The sequence below is a fragment of the Mycobacterium shunyiense genome, from assembly GCF_058270035.1.
On record NZ_JBZDPT010000019.1, the window covers coordinates 1 to 15,438 of the forward strand.

Annotated in this window: 14 protein-coding genes; 3 read left to right on the top strand and 11 right to left on the bottom strand. The window is 64.1% G+C overall.

The window, feature by feature from the left end; translation table 11 throughout:
- Positions 1–412: 412 nt before the first annotated feature.
- Positions 413–709, top strand: a complete 297-nt coding sequence (locus AC4ELS_RS12090; protein ID WP_499047519.1) for a hypothetical protein — start codon at positions 413–415, stop codon at positions 707–709.
- Between the two features lies 1 nt (position 710).
- A complete protein-coding gene (locus tag AC4ELS_RS12095; RefSeq protein ID WP_499047521.1) occupies positions 711–1,835 on the top strand; it encodes a hypothetical protein in 1,125 nt (374 codons plus the stop codon).
- 785 nt (positions 1,836–2,620) lie between these two features.
- Here the strand turns inward: AC4ELS_RS12095 and AC4ELS_RS12100 are convergent.
- The 3 genes from AC4ELS_RS12100 to AC4ELS_RS12110 are packed head-to-tail and all read right to left on the bottom strand — an operon-like array spanning position 2,621 to position 5,533.
- Positions 2,621–3,538 carry an acetoacetate decarboxylase family protein gene (locus AC4ELS_RS12100; protein WP_499047523.1) on the bottom strand — a complete coding sequence of 306 codons (918 nt, stop codon included), beginning with the start codon at positions 3,536–3,538 and terminating at the stop codon, positions 2,621–2,623.
- Positions 3,538–4,242: a type 1 glutamine amidotransferase domain-containing protein gene (locus tag AC4ELS_RS12105; RefSeq protein ID WP_499047524.1), complete on the bottom strand. Its 705-nt coding sequence runs from the start codon at positions 4,240–4,242 to the stop codon at positions 3,538–3,540. Before AC4ELS_RS12105 ends, AC4ELS_RS12100 begins: the two co-directional genes overlap by 1 nt.
- 22 nt (positions 4,243–4,264) lie before the next feature.
- A complete protein-coding gene (locus tag AC4ELS_RS12110; protein WP_499047526.1) occupies positions 4,265–5,533 on the bottom strand; it encodes an NADH:flavin oxidoreductase/NADH oxidase family protein in 1,269 nt (422 codons plus the stop codon).
- A 96-nt stretch (positions 5,534–5,629) separates the two neighbouring features.
- On the opposite strand from AC4ELS_RS12110, the gene AC4ELS_RS12115 reads away from it, so the two are divergent.
- Positions 5,630–6,208, top strand: a complete 579-nt coding sequence (locus AC4ELS_RS12115; protein WP_499047528.1) for a TetR/AcrR family transcriptional regulator — start codon at positions 5,630–5,632, stop codon at positions 6,206–6,208.
- A gap of 225 nt (positions 6,209–6,433) precedes the next feature.
- Here the strand turns inward: AC4ELS_RS12115 and AC4ELS_RS12120 are convergent, their stop codons facing one another.
- The 8 genes from AC4ELS_RS12120 to AC4ELS_RS12155 form a co-directional block, all read right to left on the bottom strand.
- A complete protein-coding gene (locus tag AC4ELS_RS12120; protein ID WP_498885708.1) occupies positions 6,434–6,727 on the bottom strand; it encodes a hypothetical protein in 294 nt (97 codons plus the stop codon).
- 88 nt (positions 6,728–6,815) lie between these two features.
- The gene (locus AC4ELS_RS12125; RefSeq protein ID WP_498885710.1) at positions 6,816–7,628 is read right to left on the bottom strand and encodes a hypothetical protein; all 813 of its coding nucleotides are present in this window, start codon (positions 7,626–7,628) and stop codon (positions 6,816–6,818) included.
- A complete protein-coding gene (locus tag AC4ELS_RS12130) occupies positions 7,621–8,034 on the bottom strand; it encodes a UCP033725 family protein (RefSeq protein WP_498885712.1) in 414 nt (137 codons plus the stop codon). Before AC4ELS_RS12130 ends, AC4ELS_RS12125 begins: the two co-directional genes overlap by 8 nt.
- Positions 8,034–10,616: a WXG100-like domain-containing protein gene (locus AC4ELS_RS12135; protein WP_498885714.1), complete on the bottom strand. Its 2,583-nt coding sequence runs from the start codon at positions 10,614–10,616 to the stop codon at positions 8,034–8,036. Before AC4ELS_RS12135 ends, AC4ELS_RS12130 begins: the two co-directional genes overlap by 1 nt.
- A 3-nt stretch (positions 10,617–10,619) precedes the next feature.
- A complete protein-coding gene (locus AC4ELS_RS12140) occupies positions 10,620–10,907 on the bottom strand; it encodes a WXG100 family type VII secretion target (RefSeq protein ID WP_498885716.1) in 288 nt (95 codons plus the stop codon).
- A 3-nt stretch (positions 10,908–10,910) separates the two neighbouring features.
- A complete protein-coding gene (locus AC4ELS_RS12145; protein WP_498885718.1) occupies positions 10,911–11,213 on the bottom strand; it encodes a WXG100 family type VII secretion target in 303 nt (100 codons plus the stop codon).
- A 303-nt stretch (positions 11,214–11,516) separates the two neighbouring features.
- Positions 11,517–12,335: an SWIM zinc finger family protein gene (locus AC4ELS_RS12150; RefSeq protein WP_498885719.1), complete on the bottom strand. Its 819-nt coding sequence runs from the start codon at positions 12,333–12,335 to the stop codon at positions 11,517–11,519.
- Positions 12,328–15,342 (bottom strand): DEAD/DEAH box helicase, encoded by a 3,015-nt coding sequence (locus AC4ELS_RS12155; protein WP_499047530.1) that lies wholly within the window; start codon positions 15,340–15,342, stop codon positions 12,328–12,330. The genes AC4ELS_RS12150 and AC4ELS_RS12155 overlap by 8 nt, the downstream gene beginning before the upstream one ends.
- Positions 15,343–15,438 lie beyond the last annotated feature (96 nt).

A 15,438-nucleotide genomic window follows, 5' to 3' on the forward strand; every position in this document is an offset into this window, starting at 1 on the left:
GACACCAGCAGCATCGAGGGAGGCCCGCCCTTCTCGGCGGAGCCACACGGGTGGGGATTTTCAATGAGCGTCAGTGGGGAATTTCAGTGAGCGCGGTCACTCGCCCATTTCGATCTCGCCGAAACCCCGGCAAGTTCACCTGCAGCGGCGAATACCGGGACGGCAACTGGCAAACGGACCCGTCATGAGGCTCAACGCCGCACCGCCTTCTGCCATAGCTCAACCCCCGCCACCGCCAGCGGCACCCGCGGCCAGTGCGATGCACCTGCCTTAGTCCGAATCAGCCATCACCATGTCGAACACCGTGGTCGCCGCAGTCAGTGCCGGACCACCGTACTTCGTCAACTACGGCGAGACCATCGGGGACAGCAGATAGCCCTAGCCAGCACCCCGCTGTCCTACAGTGTCCTCCGTGGGGGAAGCCATCAATGTTGACGAGGCTGGGTTGCACCAGCTCGCCGGTGCACATGACACCGCAGCAACCGTCCTAACCGGCACCACCGCTCCCCCAGCTACCAGATCGTCCTTCTGGGCCAGCACGATAGCGGTCGAGCAGGGCCACAGCCGGATCACCGCCGCCTCATCAATCCTGGCCACCCGCACGAGGGTGACCGGGGCCAAAGTGCGTACCGCCGCCGATTCCTACCTCGGCACCGACGCCGACTCGGCGTTGCACATCGCCGACATCGGCCAGACCGTACAGGCCTGATATGCCCGCCCTCAACGGGTTCACTAGTCCGACCCGGACCGATGTCGAAGCCCTGGACGTCGCGCACCTGGAGTCCGCCGACACCCACTGGGCCACCACAGCGAAACTCTGGGAGTCCACCTTCGAGTCCCTGCACACCCAGACCCTCTCGCCTGGCGGCACTGTATGGACAGGACAGGGCGCGGACGCCGCAGCCGACCGCGCGTGGGGCGATGTGGTGAAGGTGCGTGGTGCGGTCGACTGCCTGCAAACTGCCGCTTCCGCCGCCCGTCATGGCGCCGGTGAAATCGTCTGGGCTAAAACCCAGGTCCTCGACGCCATCGAAGAAGCTCAGATCGCCGGGTTCACTGTGGAGCAGGATTTCTCCGTCAGCGACCGGTCATGGAGTCCGCTGATGCGCGGATTCGAGGCCCGACAGGCCCGAGCCACCGCCTTCGCGACCGAAATCACCTCCCGAGTACAGAAACTCATGAACATCGACGGTGAGGTGGCCGCCAAAATCACCACCACACTCGCGCCACTAGACGAACTCACATTCCACGAGAACGGCACAGTGCAGGCGGTCACCTTCAAGACCGCACCTGCCCCCGACGACCCACGACTCATGACCAAGGAACAGGCGCTAGCGGCGTGGGACAAGCTGAACCTGGACATCGCTTCCTACAACGGCAGGTGTTCCGTAGCAATCGTCGGACCACTCCCAGTGCCCCAATACAACGCTTGCCTCGCAGAGAGAGAATCCCTCGACATTCAGCAAGCCGCGCTACGCGCTAGACTCGCCGACTTCGGTATCTACCCCGATGGCGCGTTCCCCGGAAGCTCAGGACATCCGAGGCCTGAGACTGTTATGGGTCCTGGAAATGAGTCCTTGCCCGCTGTGCCTCCGGGCGCAGCGGGAACAGTCACTGATAACGGCAAAGGCATGGTCTATGACATCCCTCCCGGTAGCCGGGTATTAGACCCGCGAGTGGTCCGAGTTCGCGTCATGGACCCAGTAACCACTGGTAACTACCAGTATCCGAACGGATACGTATCCTACGAAAATAGCGCAGGCCAGGCAGTCAATCCGATCACAGGCCAGACAATCAGCCGCGCAGACCCGTACTGGCACATCCCTTTAGGTTAGGACTTAAGTATGCCGATGTTGGATGATTTATTCTTCCTTGAGCCCGGACAGCTAGTGACCAGCGGTATCGTCACACCTGATCCGTTCTCGGAACAAGATGCTCTCCTAGAGGCACAGATTCTTGAAGTAAGATACGACGGAATTCGGTCCGTACTCGGTGTTGTTTTAGAGATGCGTCTGGCGGAGAGAATTACAGAGACAAGTACCGCACTACTAGTAGCACGCGACGTTATCCACTACTCGTGGAATCAAACTGACCGGCGAGGCGGGAGGACCGCCTGGACGATTATCAGCTCAACTGCACTTCGTAAAGAATCAGAATTTTCACTTGAATTGAAGACGTCTCCAAGTGGTTCGTTGTCAATCACCGCCAATTCGGCATCGCTGTACTCCGTACGGATAAACGGGCTTGAAGAGACAGCGCCGCCTGACTATGGCAATCCAAACTACGCCGACATACGACGCGGAATAGCACATTGGACCTCAGACGTGGAGGTAGTCAGGGCCTCGCACTCCTGAGTCGGGCAGCCATCTCGTAAAGGTGTCGTGTAGGACAAAGAGTTGACGTTGCTAGAGAACACGTGCGACTACGCGAGTAGGACCGCACCACGCCGCCGTGGTCGGGTGACTGATCGACGCGCCCAACTTTTGGGCCACCATCGCGCCGATCACCTATCCCACCGCAACCGGAACCTTGGCCTGGTGCAGCGACCACGGCTTCGATCGGAATCACCGCTACGCCAAGCTCATCAGCACGAGGCATCCCGTGGCCGGCAGCGCGGCGTTCAACTGACCAGCAGATCCCGCACAGACACCGGCACCGGCATGTGCAGCGCCAGTTGACCTTCCGTGACGACATCGAACTGGATCGTCTTGATCGGCTTGAGCGACCGCAGGTCGTCAGCCATCCTCCCCTGCCCGACCTGCAGGTCGACGCCCCGAGGAAACTGCGCCGTTCCGGCCGAGAGCACATTCGTCTGACTCAGCGTGGAATGCCAAGCGCCACCCAATGACGTGTACGACGTGAGCGTCGAAACCCGCTCCCCCGTCTCATACTTCGCCTGACGCGGGGTGACAGCGGAGAGCGCTAGGTCGATCCCACCGTCGTCGTTGCCGACGCGCGCCACAGTCCGGTCCGGGTCGATGGAGACATCAAGCCCCGTCACCCACTTCGGGAACCCATACCCGTCATGTCCGCGCACCTGGGCGATCTGGGTGTTCACCGGCAGGGACAGCACGTAGGAGTGCAGGTGCTCGTTGGCCAGGCTGCTCGCCAGGTCGGCGAAGCCGAGCTTGCCATGCCGCGCCGGGCGAACCGCGACCCCGACAGCAGCCTCCGTGTAGAAGTCGATGTCGCACACGTCGTACCGGAAGAACATCACCGAAACGATCCCTAGGCCGGATGCAACCTCCAGCGGCGCAAGCGCTTTCGGTAGCCGCATGCGGATGTCACGGGATCGAGCCAGCATGACGAGCCTGGCAGTGGAGATGCGGTAGTAGAAGTTCGGCGTCAGCGTCGGGCCGATCGCCGAGTTGACCTCGGTCTTGGGCAGCTTCCGAAAGAAGTCGACGCTGGACACCCGGGGATCACGCGCGACCTCGTCGAGATCGGTCCGCATCCGAAACCGGTCATACAGTCCACCTTTGGGCACCGTGACCAGATGACCACCGAGGTCAACCTCGACCACATCCTGAACAGCCATCAGGCCCTCCCCACGTCAGCCACCAGCCGCTCGGCCAGCTTCTCCGAAGACTGCGGGTTCTGCCCGGTGTAGAGATTGCCATCGACCACGACATGCGGACGCAGCGGTAGCAGCGCCTTGGAGTAGTCGACGCCGGACTCCTCGAGCTTGTCCTCCAACAACCACGGCGCCTTGCGCCCGAAGCTGTTCAGGTGCTCCTCACGGTTGGACAGCCCGGTCATGCGCCGCCCGGCGAAGGGAGACACCCCGTCCGGCCCGGCAGCGGCCAGGATCGCCGCTGGCGCGTGGCACAGCAGCGCCAGTGGCTGGCCGGACTCCAACCGGTGCGCGAGCAGCGCGCCGGAGACCGGGTCGTAGGCGAGGTCCTCCATCGGACCGTGGCCGCCGGGATAGAACACCACGTCGAAGTCGTCGGCGTTCACGGTGTCGAGCGATACCGGATGGGCCAGCACGTTGGCGATGCTGTCCAGATAGCTCTTGACCTCCTTGCGCTTCCACGGCATGCCGCCGGAGATCCCGAGGCTGAGCTGGTCGAGCGTCGGCGCCTTGCCACCCGGCGTCGCCACCGTGATGTGCCACCCGGCCTGGGTGAAGATCTGGTGCGGCCGCGCGACCTCCTCGGCCCAGTACCCGGACGGATGCACCGTCCCGTCGTTGAGTGTCCAGCGGTCGGCCGCCGAGATCACCATCAGCACGTTCGTCATGATCGTCTCCTGTCCCGATCCGTCAAACCGATGTCCGAGTACCCACCCGCGGCCGCGACGCCAACCATCGCGAGTAACGACGCAGGGCCCGCCGCGACACCAATTGATCGGCGACCAGAGCGAACGCCGGCCTAACACCCAGCGCGGGCTTCTTCCCCGCGCCGAGCCGGCGCATCTGGTAACGGACCATCGCCATGCTCGCGATGGAGGCGAGCGGCTTGTCCGACCAGGTCACGGGCTTCAGTCGTCCGGTCGCCTCCGCGCCGTGGCGCCACCGTGCCGGCAGGTCGGGGGTTTCGGCCAGCGCGGTGGCCATGCCGACCACCGCGACACCGCTGGCCAGCACCCGCTCGGCCGTCTGACGCCGGGTGATGCCGCCGGTCAGCATGAGCGGAATCGGGCTGCTCACCGCGAGCTCGGCGGCCATCTCGAGGAAGTACGCCTCGCGGGCCGCAGTGCGCTCGTCGGCCGGGCGGCCGGTCATGGCGGGGCTTTCATAGCTGCCGCCGGACAGCTCGACCAGGTCGACGCCGAGCGGGGCGAGCATGTCGATCACTTTGCGGGCATCGTCGGCGTCGAAGCCCCCGCGCTGGAAGTCCGCTGAATTCAGTTTCACCGCAACGGAAAAGCCCGGCGATACCTCAGCGCGGATCGCCCGCACGATCTCCAACAGCAGCCGGGCGCGATTCTCCAGCGAGCCGCCCCATTCGTCGGTGCGGGTGTTGACGAGCGGAGACAAGAACTGCGACAGCAGGTATCCGTGCGCGGCGTGCACCTCGACACCGTCGAACCCGGCCTGTTCGGCGCGGCGCGCGGTGGTGGCGAAGCGGGTGATGGTGTCGGCAATCTGCTCGGCCGTCATCGCGACCGGCTGCCCGAAGCGCTTGGAATGCCGACCCAGCTCGACCGCAACGTCGGACGGTCCCCAGACCACACCCGGCATGTCGGCCTGGACCTGACGGCCGGGGTGGCTGATCTGCATCCACATCGCCGAACCGTCGTCCTTGCCGGCCCGCGCCCACGCCGCGAACGGCTCGAGCGGGGAGTCGGCATCCAGCAACACGCCACCGGGCCCGGTCATCGCCTCGGCGTGGACCATGACGTTGCCGGTGATGAGCAGACCGGTGCCGCCGGCGCCCCACTTCCGGTACAGCGCGATGAGGCGCTCATCCGGCAGCTGCGCCTGCCCGGCCATGCCCTCCTCCATGGCGGCCTTCGCGATCCGGTTGCACAAGACCTGGCCGGACTTCAGCTGCAGGGGCGCGAACAACGCCTCCGACGCGTTCGACATGGGAACTCCTAGCAATGTTGACAGTGCTTACTTTTACTGACTGCTAACATACGATCAACATGTAAGCGGTGTCAACACTTGTGAGGTGGATCCCGAATGCCCACGTCAACGCGGTCGTATCACCACGGCGACCTACCCAGCGCTCTTGTGCAGGCCGCGCTGGAACTGCTCGAGGAGAGCGGCGCGACCGAACTGTCGCTACGCGCGGCGGCCCGGCGGGCGGGGGTGTCGACTGCCGCGCCGTACCGGCATTTCGCCGATCGTGACGCGCTGTTGTCCGCGGTCGCCGCGGTGGGCTACCGCGACCTGGCCGCCCAGTTGGCCGCGGCCAACCCGTCACCGAAAACGACGGACGACCTCGCCGACATCGCCATCGCCTATGTGAACTTCGCACTGCAACGCCCCGGCCTGTTCCGGGCGATGTTCGCCGAACCGTGCGATCCGACGAGCCCCGAACGCGTCGCCGCGGTGGATGCGATCAGCGAGTACCTCAGATCGATTGTGCGGCAGGCGCTTCCCACGTCGGATCCGGATGCGATGGCGAATGCGGTGTGGGCCCTCGTGCACGGCCTGGCTTTCCTGCATCTCGACGGCAAGTTCGACGCGTCCTCCCCCGAGACCATTGCCACCACGGTGCGCGCGGCGGTAGCGGCGGCGCTCGGGCAGCTTGCTTGACTGAGTCGCTAACCGATGCAGCGTGGTGCGACGTAAATGCAGGGTCATCGAATGGGCGCATTAGTACGGCGGCCCCAACGACCGGCGGGCAACCCTTCCTGACTCGCAGTTGTCCTGCGTCCAGCCGCGGACGAATTTCGGTGCAGCCCTGCGATCCCCGAGTGGCAGTATCGCGACAAACCCCTCAGTAACAAGAGGAGACCCAGGCTTCGAAGTTCGATCGTATTAACGCATCAGATACGTGAAGTAGTTGCCAATACATTCCAAGGACTTCCTCGAAAGCTCGGGATGGCGATCCTGCATCACTGATTCAACGTAGTCACCGGCCTCGTTGAGGTCCATCGAGTTCCAGTCAGGGTTGATACTCATCGCCTCGTCAAGTACCGCGCGAACCAGCCCTCTGGCGACTCCGGCTGCAGCCGGACCGAAATATGAAGCAAAATCTGCATCATTGCCACCGGGAAAGTGCTCCAAGTACAAACGAATCGCCTCATTGATATCGATGTCGTCGCCTGGCACCTGACCTCCCCATCTGCCCCCTCGACAACATGGGAGCTGACTTCCATCTGCGAGCACCCGTAAGCGCACGCGGAGATCCTGCGTCAACTCACCCCCGAGCCAATTGGTTCTCGATGCCGCGCACGTTCGCCAACCGACTGGGATCCACAATCAGTTCGTAGACACCGGGTTCAACGAGTCCGGCGCCGACCTGCTCCGCATCGGCGGGATCATCGGAGAGCAAGAGCAGTTCGGCTGCCCCTCCGCCAGAACGCAATACACGCACCGGAACACCTTGTAACTCAGCGGTGTAGACCCGCTCGAATACCTCACATTCCGACAAAGGCGCTGTCGCAGACCACGCCCGCGGATGAACCTGCGAGAAACCTGCGGGACCTTCCTCGGCTGTCGCAGTCAGAAGGACTTTGTCGCCAGCCACGTCGGCGAAATACTCCCCGCCGCGCCAGCGTGCCATGCTGCCCACTAGAGGACTCGGCGGTCGCCATTGCTTGGCGCCAACCCAGCCTCGAGCAGCGCCCTCGTAACGAGAAAGCCGCTTCTGCTCACCATCGGAACGAATCCGCCAATACTCAGCGCCGTATGAGTACCGGGTCCGTCCCATGACCCATACCTGCGCCAACGAGTCGCCAAGCAGGAAGCCGTGCGGGAAAACCGGCCACGGACGTTCAGCTTCACCCGGGGCACTGAATCTAGCCAGTCTTGGCTGCTCGAACCGCACGACATCGACGAATTCGGGCGTTCCTTCAATGCCATACGCCGCCAACAATTCTGCCGGGGTCCGCAGGCCGACGACCGCTCTCGCATCCGTCACAAACCCGCCAACTTGATCGTGGCCCGTTTCCACGATCGCACTAGCAGTGGGGCCTGCAAGCAGCTTCTGCAATACCAGCGTGTCAGGCACGACGCGTCTCTTCCACCTGTACGTCTGTCAACCTGTCGGGCATCACCAGACCAGTCCATCCCATGTATTGGTCGCCGTCCAATCCAAGTTCCCGAGCCACCGCGGGGGGACCGACGAATTCAACCCCAATTTGTCCGTCAGGGAATTGGCTCTGCAGGGACACAGCGTGTCCGGATAGCTTTCCGCTCACGCGAACGTGCACCACGCCGTCCAGCGCGGATCGGGGAACCTTCACCCAAGACTGGTGGTACCCACGACCCATGGACGCTTCGCCGGTCGCGAACCCATCCGGGATCTCAGTATCCGGTTCTGCGTGCAATGCGACCCAGTCGTCACCGCTGAAAACGATGCGGTATCGCTCACCGCGATATTCCGCGATCGCGCCCGTGGTTGGCATTTCAATCATCAGTTCCCCTGCGGAATCCAGTGTCCGCCCTTTAAGACTGCAACGAGGCGTTGTGTGCCGTCGTCAAGAACTTCCCACATCTCGGCACCCTCTCTCATCGTCGTGTTTCTGGCGTAGTACTCCGGAATGACGTCGTCCCCGGACTTCGTGAACCCATTACCGGTGAACGGATCGTCCCACGAGTCGTAGGCATTGCTGCCTCCCATGTCGGAGTTGCGCGGCACTTCATAACTGCCCGGTGACTCAGGGTCGGCTTGGAACCGAATGACGTGTGTGCCTGGGTCGTAGCGTTCAAATGGAGAGTCGGTGTAGTCCAACCTGAGACCGTCGTAGATTCCGTCGGGTGTGCCGAGGTGAGCCGTATCGTCTGCCACTGTGACCGCACCACCCACTCGATCCGGGCTGACACCGTGCTCCATGATGTAGTCATCGGCACGACCCTGCACCAAGCCGTTTGCTTCGTCGAAATACCCCGGCGGAATCACCTTCTGCATCACGGTGTCGCTCGTCGGATGGGGCAAATAGTCGCGCACATCATTGATCAGGTCCCGCTGGGCCGGGGTGAGACTATCGGTCGCTGTGTTGATCAAGTCGATGAAGTCACTCTTCTTGACGCCGTGGTCGGCCAATGCGCCATCAATGCGCTGGACATCCGATAGTTGGTCCGGGGCAAACCCGGTGGTATGGGAGCTATCGTCCATCAACGAGTAGATACGTGACCCGTCACTCGACCCACCATGGTTACCACCGCCTTGATCAGCGCCACCCCCGTGCGAACCGCCATCGTCACCACCACCGCTGTGCGCTTCAGCCATCTCGTGGGGTACAGGAGGCTCATGCGAAACAGCGCCACCCGGGTTCGCTTCGTTGGTCCACGCGTACTCCGGTGGAGGCGTATGCGCACCGTCAGCAACTCCATGGTGCACACCGGCGGCGTCCTCGCCGCCATACGCTGCTGTCCCCGGACCATGAGTGCCGGGCACCGACTCCCCACTCGGCCGCACCCCGGCGTCTGCCGGGGCCTTTCCGGCACCAGCGTCCCCCGCTGCGGCACCGTCGCCAGAATGCGACGATGGCATAGGCCCCGAGTCCGCCGGCCGCGCCACCGGTTCAGGGCCCTTCGGTGCCTCCACCGGGGCGGCGCTCAGCGAGTCGAGGTCCTTGCCGATCTTGCCGGCCTGGCCGGCGATTTCATCGACCCCGGTCTTCCCGAATGCCTCCACCCCGCTGCGGGCTGCCGCACCCTCGGCCCGAGCGACCTGCGCCCCTTCCTCGCCCGCCTTCCCCGCTGTCACTCCGGCCTTGGCCTCGCCGACACCGGGCATCAGGACCTGTGCAATGTTGCCGAGATTGTCGCCCAGCCCGACCAGTGGGCGGTCACTGGACCAATCCTTGTAATCCACAACACCTTTGACGGTTTCAAGTAGATGCTCGCCGGCTTCTTTCTGCCCCTTCGGATCAAGCATCGGACCCAACGGATTGAAGAACTCCGCCAGGTTCTTGTCGATCTCCCAGATACCCTTCGCTGCTTCTACCGGGTGGGCGAGCATCGTCGGAACGGACTGCCCAACCTCCAGCCCCGACTTCACCACGCCCTCAGCGATTTGTGTGCGCGCATTAACAAAGCCCGCCAAGAAACCGCCGACGTCGTTGCCGAAGAACCGGGTGAACTCCTTGCGGTCCCATTCCTCGAAATCGCGAACCAGCCCATCCATGCCATCGATGAGTACCTGGAAACCGGAAGCAGCGGTGTCCAATTCACCGCTGAGGGCGTGCAGGATCTCCGAGATATCGTGGCCGATCTGTTTGAGGCCATCGAGCGGGTTATGCCCGCTGAAAACCCTGCCGATCTGGCTGACAATTCCGGAGGCACTCAATCGGTGGAGCAGATCCCGGATCGCGTCCTGCGCGCCTTGCACTTCACCAGCGAACGAATCCAGCTTCTCCGCAAGGGAACTGCACTTGCCTGCCAAAGCACTGGTGCCACCGGTCAACGTGCTCAGCGCCCCGGTAATGTGCGTCAACTCGGGAATATCGTGACCCGCCACGCTCGACAGGCAATCCCCGGCATCGCCTGCTGCGGTCGACATCGCCATACCGAGCGAACGCCATGCGCCCGCGACCGCGCGCATCGTGTCCGGATTGCCGTTCGGCCAAGCCCGGCTGACGAATGGCTGGACCAAGGACCACAAGCTCGGTTCCGGGATCTCCGGCCCCGACTGCCCCACCACCCCCGAGGCCGCGTACTTGGTCGGCTCCGCCGGCACCGGAATCGACTCGCGTCCACCGCCGACGGTCGAGGCAGCATCACTGACCGCATAGTTGTGCGCCGACACCTCAACGCCATACCCGACATTGCGGAAGGCGTTCACCGCCGACTCAGCCGCCGAGATCACCGCTTGCGCGCTCTTGCGGTAGTCGGAGAAGAATTGCAGACCCGCCCCATCAGTTCCACACATGAGCTCAGATCCCGCCAACGCCGAATCCAACGTGTGCAGCGCAGCGATCAGCGCGTCACCTTGCGCACCAACACTTTTCCCGGAGGCCGCCAACTGCTGCGGATCGACCTCGTAGCCGCCCACCGACTAACCCCAGTTGCGCAGGTTCATTTGCGCAGCGCCGTGGTAGTTCTCATGTGCACCCTCAGCTATTGCCCGTAAATGGGCCAATGCGTGTCGCATCTCGGCCACGCCCTCGGTCCACTGCTGCTGGGCGGCAGCTTGCGCGTGCCCACCCTCGCCATCCCAGGCTGTGCCCAATTGATGCTCGACGGCCTCCAGCTGCGCCACCGTCTGCTCCATGTGCTGCTCGAGTTGCGACATCCGATCGGCAGCGGCCAACAACACCGCCGGATCCACCTTGAAAGCGGCCATGCTCTAGAGATCCGATCCTGCGATGGACACGCCAGCGTCTCGGTCAGTGCCCGAATACCGGGCGGCCGCCGTGACCAAGAGTTCCGACATCGCCGTCAACCCCTGAACGACTTTCGACGACCCCTCATGCCACTCGCGCCAGACTGTGTCATAGGCCGATGCCGCGCTCCCGCTCCAACTCGGCCCCAGCATCTGCGCGACCTCGCTGTCGAGCGATGCCAGGCTCGCGTGCAACTGCTGCGCCGCCGTCCCGAATTCCGTCGACACCTCTCGCAGCACTTCCGGTGTCACACGCAGATCTGCCATAGTTCCCCCCTGGGCTCTAGCCCTGACTACAGCAATCATCTCAGGCCGATCGAGCGCACTTGCTGTGAAGTAGCTGTCAATGGCTACGGCCCAAATCGGAAAGCTGCCTCCACATGGCCAGCAAATTTGTGAACCGGAATTTGTCAAGGCGGATGTGTCCATCGGGTGTTAAGCGGCTGTGGTGTTGGCCTCCCGGGCTGGTGGGTTGATCCAGACGGTGTCGGGTAGGTCGAGAATCTTGGGCGCACCTTGCTTCCGAGAGCTGGCATGCTTGCCGCCATGTGGGGCCAGGAGTAGACGTGGTCAGGGCGCCGCCGCGTCGGATTCCCCGAACGCCACATACGCCGGTCGCAGAATCTCAGCGAGCCCCCGCCTGCGCACGGCGACCGCCACCGTGGGCAGCTGATCCAGCAGTGCCGTCGACGAGGCAACGGGAGGGCCGAGAACGGGAAGAGCGCTCTGCCGCACAAAGAATGAATCGAGACAGTCGGCCAAAGCAGGCCCCGAGGACACCACCCGGTCGGCAGCCGGCCGCCCACCCGAACGGGCGGCCGCCAGATTCTCCAACAGGTCCTCACGGTCCCTGCCTCGCCAGGCAAGGATGGTGAACGGATCCTCGTCGAACGCCTCGGCCAGCAGGTAGAACGTCGCCGCCAGATGCTTGCACGGCACGGCGAAGTCCGGACACGAACAGTCCAGGGACAGGTCGCGGGCCGTCGTCGGAAACAGCGGCAATTCCAACGCGCCGAACACATTCTCAATATCGGACGGCATCTCACCGGACAGCAAAGCTGCAGTGTACAACGCACTTTCGGCCAGTACAGCTTCGATCTGCAACCACTCGCCCTTGCCGAACGCAGCGATCCCGATCCGGACCCGATAGGGCCGTACCCTACTGCCCTGCACCTCCGCAGTGACCAGACCCGGCCCGACGTCCAGCGAGATCACCTGACCCCGGCGGGCATAGTTCCGGCCGCGCTGCATCCGACTGCCCATCCCCATGGCCTCGAGCACTTCGATGAACCGTTGCGACCACCAGGTCTGGGCGATCGCACCACGGGCGCTGCGGGCCTTCAACCCGTCAGCGGCACGGGGCCGCGACGGCGGATACCAGTCATTCACCGACGGCCCCCTCCGACAGGCTGAACAATGTGCGCAGATCCCCCGTGGACAACTCGGTCAGCCAGCCTTCGCCGTCGCCGACCACCAAATCGGCCAGCGCCTTCTTCTGCTCGATCATGTCGTCGATCTTCTCCTCGAGCGTGCCCGTGCAAATGAACTTACGTACCTGCACGGTGCGCTGCTGACCGATCCGGAAGGCCCGGTCGGTCGCCTGGTTCTCCACCGCTGGGTTCCACCACCGATCCAGGTGCACAACATGATTGGCGGCGGTCAAGGTCAGGCCGGTTCCGCCCGCCTTCAATGACAGCAGGAAGATCGACGGTCCCTCACCGGACTGGAAACGCTCGACCATCTCGTCGCGCCGCTTCTTCGGCACACTGCCGTGCAGGTACGCGACGTCCTGACCGAACCGCGCGGCCAGGTGCGGCGCCAACATCTCGGCGAACTCGGTGAACTGGGTGAAGCACAGCACCCGATCGCCTTCGGCGAGAATCTCCTCCAGAATTTCCTCGAGCCGGATCACCTTGCCGGAGCGCATGCCAACCGGTGAGCGGTCGTGCAACAGCTGCGCGGGGTGGTTACAGACCTGCTTCAATTTCGTCATCGCGGCAAGTACATTGCCGCGCCGCTCGATTCCGTCGGTGTGCTCGATCTTCTCCATCATCTCGTCGACGATCGACTGGTAGAGCGAGGCCTGCTCGGTGGTGAGCCGGCAGTATTGCTTGACTTCGATCTTCTCGGGCAGATCATCGATGATGGCCGGATCGGTCTTGAGCCGCCGCAGAATGTAGGGGCGGGTGATCCGGCGTAGCCGTTCGGCCGGCTCGGTCTGGCCGTATTTCTCCACCGGCACCGCGTACCGGGCCCGGAACACCTCCGACGAACCGAGCAGGCCGGGGTTGAGAAAGTCCATGATGGACCACAATTCGGCGAGCCGGTTCTCCACCGGGGTGCCGGTGAGCGCGATGCGGTTCACGGCGTCGAGCCGCCGCACCGCCTTGGCGCCGCGCGACAGGCTGTTCTTGACGGCCTGAGCCTCGTCGAGCACCACCCGGTTCCACCGGTAGTCCGCGAGTTCATCGATATCACGGGTGGCGGTCACATAGGTGGTGACAATCAGGTCGACCTCGGCCAGCCGTTCCTCCAGAGCCTCGCCGCGCAGCCGTGCCGGGCCGTGGTGGGCGTAAACCCGAAGCGCAGGTGCGAATTTCGCGGCCTCACGCTGCCAGTTGCCGACCAGCGACATCGGGCAGAGCAGCAGTGTCGGCGCAGTACCGGGCTCGTTGTGACGTTGTGTGGACTCCAGCGCAAGCAACTGCACGGTCTTGCCCAAACCCATGTCGTCGGCCAGACAACTGCCCAGACCCAGCGCCGACAGGAAGGCCAGCCACGACAGGCCCCGCTGCTGGTAGGGACGCAGCGTCGCAGCGAAGTCCGGCGCCGGTTGCAGGGGCTGAAGTGATTGCCCGGCAACACCGTTGAGCAGATCACCGAGCCAACCATCTGCCCGCACCGACACGATCTCCAGCGGGGTGTCGGTGTCGTCGGGGTGGCTCGCCGCCAACGCCAGAAGCTCGGCGGGACTCGCCTGCTCCGACCGATGGGCCTTGAGAAACTCCAGCCCGCGGCGCAGCTGCTCCTGGTCGACCGCCACCCATTGACCGCGCAACCTGATCAACGGTGCCTTGGTCTGCGACAGCGCGTTGATCTCATCCTCAGTGAGCGTGTCATCGCCGACCGCGAGCGCCCACCGGAAGTCGATCAGCTGCTCGCGGCCGAACCGACTCGCCGTCGCCACCACACCGTCGACGGGGGTGGACGCCGATACGGCGAGACCGAGCTTGCGGCGCCGATCCCACCACGACGGCAGTAGCACCCCGAAGCCCGCATCGTCGAGCAGCGGCGCCGCGACCGACAGGAAGTGGTAGGCGCCCTCGGCGTCCAGGTCGATACCGCAGGGACGTGCGGTGCGCAGACCGGAGGTCAGTTCCGGGTAGACCCGGACGGCCCATCCGAGTTCGGCGAGAAGTAACTCCTCGGGACGGTCAAGCCAACGCCGCAGGTTGCCGTCGTCGTCCCAGGTCTGCTCGGCCGGGACCAACAGGCTGGGGTCGGCGACCGACTGCAGCAGGAACTCCAGCCGCCAGCCCGCGTCGTCGTCGTCGGATTCGTTCTCGGTGAGCCGGAAGGTCGCACGAGCCGGGCCCGGCTCCTCGATCCCGATCTCATCCCACGGCGTCAGCGCGTCGGCCAAGGCATCGAGATCATCCAGGTCCGCATCGAACCTGCCGTCCGGCGCCGTCAGTGCGGTCATCCATTCTTCTTCGACCGCAAGGCGTTTCGGGCGCCGCCCGCGTCGGGGTGGCAATAACCCCTCGGCCGGCGGCGCGGCGGCGCGCGCCAACTCGTCGACAAATGCGGCCAACGCCGACGTCACCAACTCCGGTGTGCCGGCCGCATCCGACTCCGCCCGGCACACCGGAGGCATAGCCGCGATGATCGCGGTGAGTTCCATCACGTCGGCGCCCTGAATCACCGGCCGCCAGAACGCGACGGGCTGCCCCTCGTCGACACCCAGTGCGGGCAGAATTCGACCGCGCGCCACCAATTTTCGCGCGAAGTTCGCGATATCGGCGATGTAGGTCACCGACTCGCCGTACCGCACATCGGCTGCCTTCTCATCGAAAAGGGCCAGCGCAGAGGCGGCGGGAAGCGATACCACGGGAACCGACCACGGCAGCAGCGCGGGCGCACTGCGTGATGCGGGCCGCGGCGTGACCCGCATCAGTTCCGGCGAGTCCAGCGGCGACGTCCGCAGCGAAGGCAACAGGAGCACGGCGTTGCCTGGCTTGCCGGTGTGGATTTCGGCGATCACATCGGCCGGCGCCGCGAAGGGATGCGGACGGGCGGCACGCAACGCCTGGCTTGCGCTCTTCACCGACAGGGCCGAATCCTCGGCCCACAGACACAGGTCCTCGGTCGACCAGAATCCGTGCAGAACCAACATCGATATTTCACTTCCCTCGAGGCTTCGCCAGGCTAGCTATCGGCACCACCATCCCGAAACCGCCGCGCCGGATTCACCCTGAGCCCGAGCCTGATT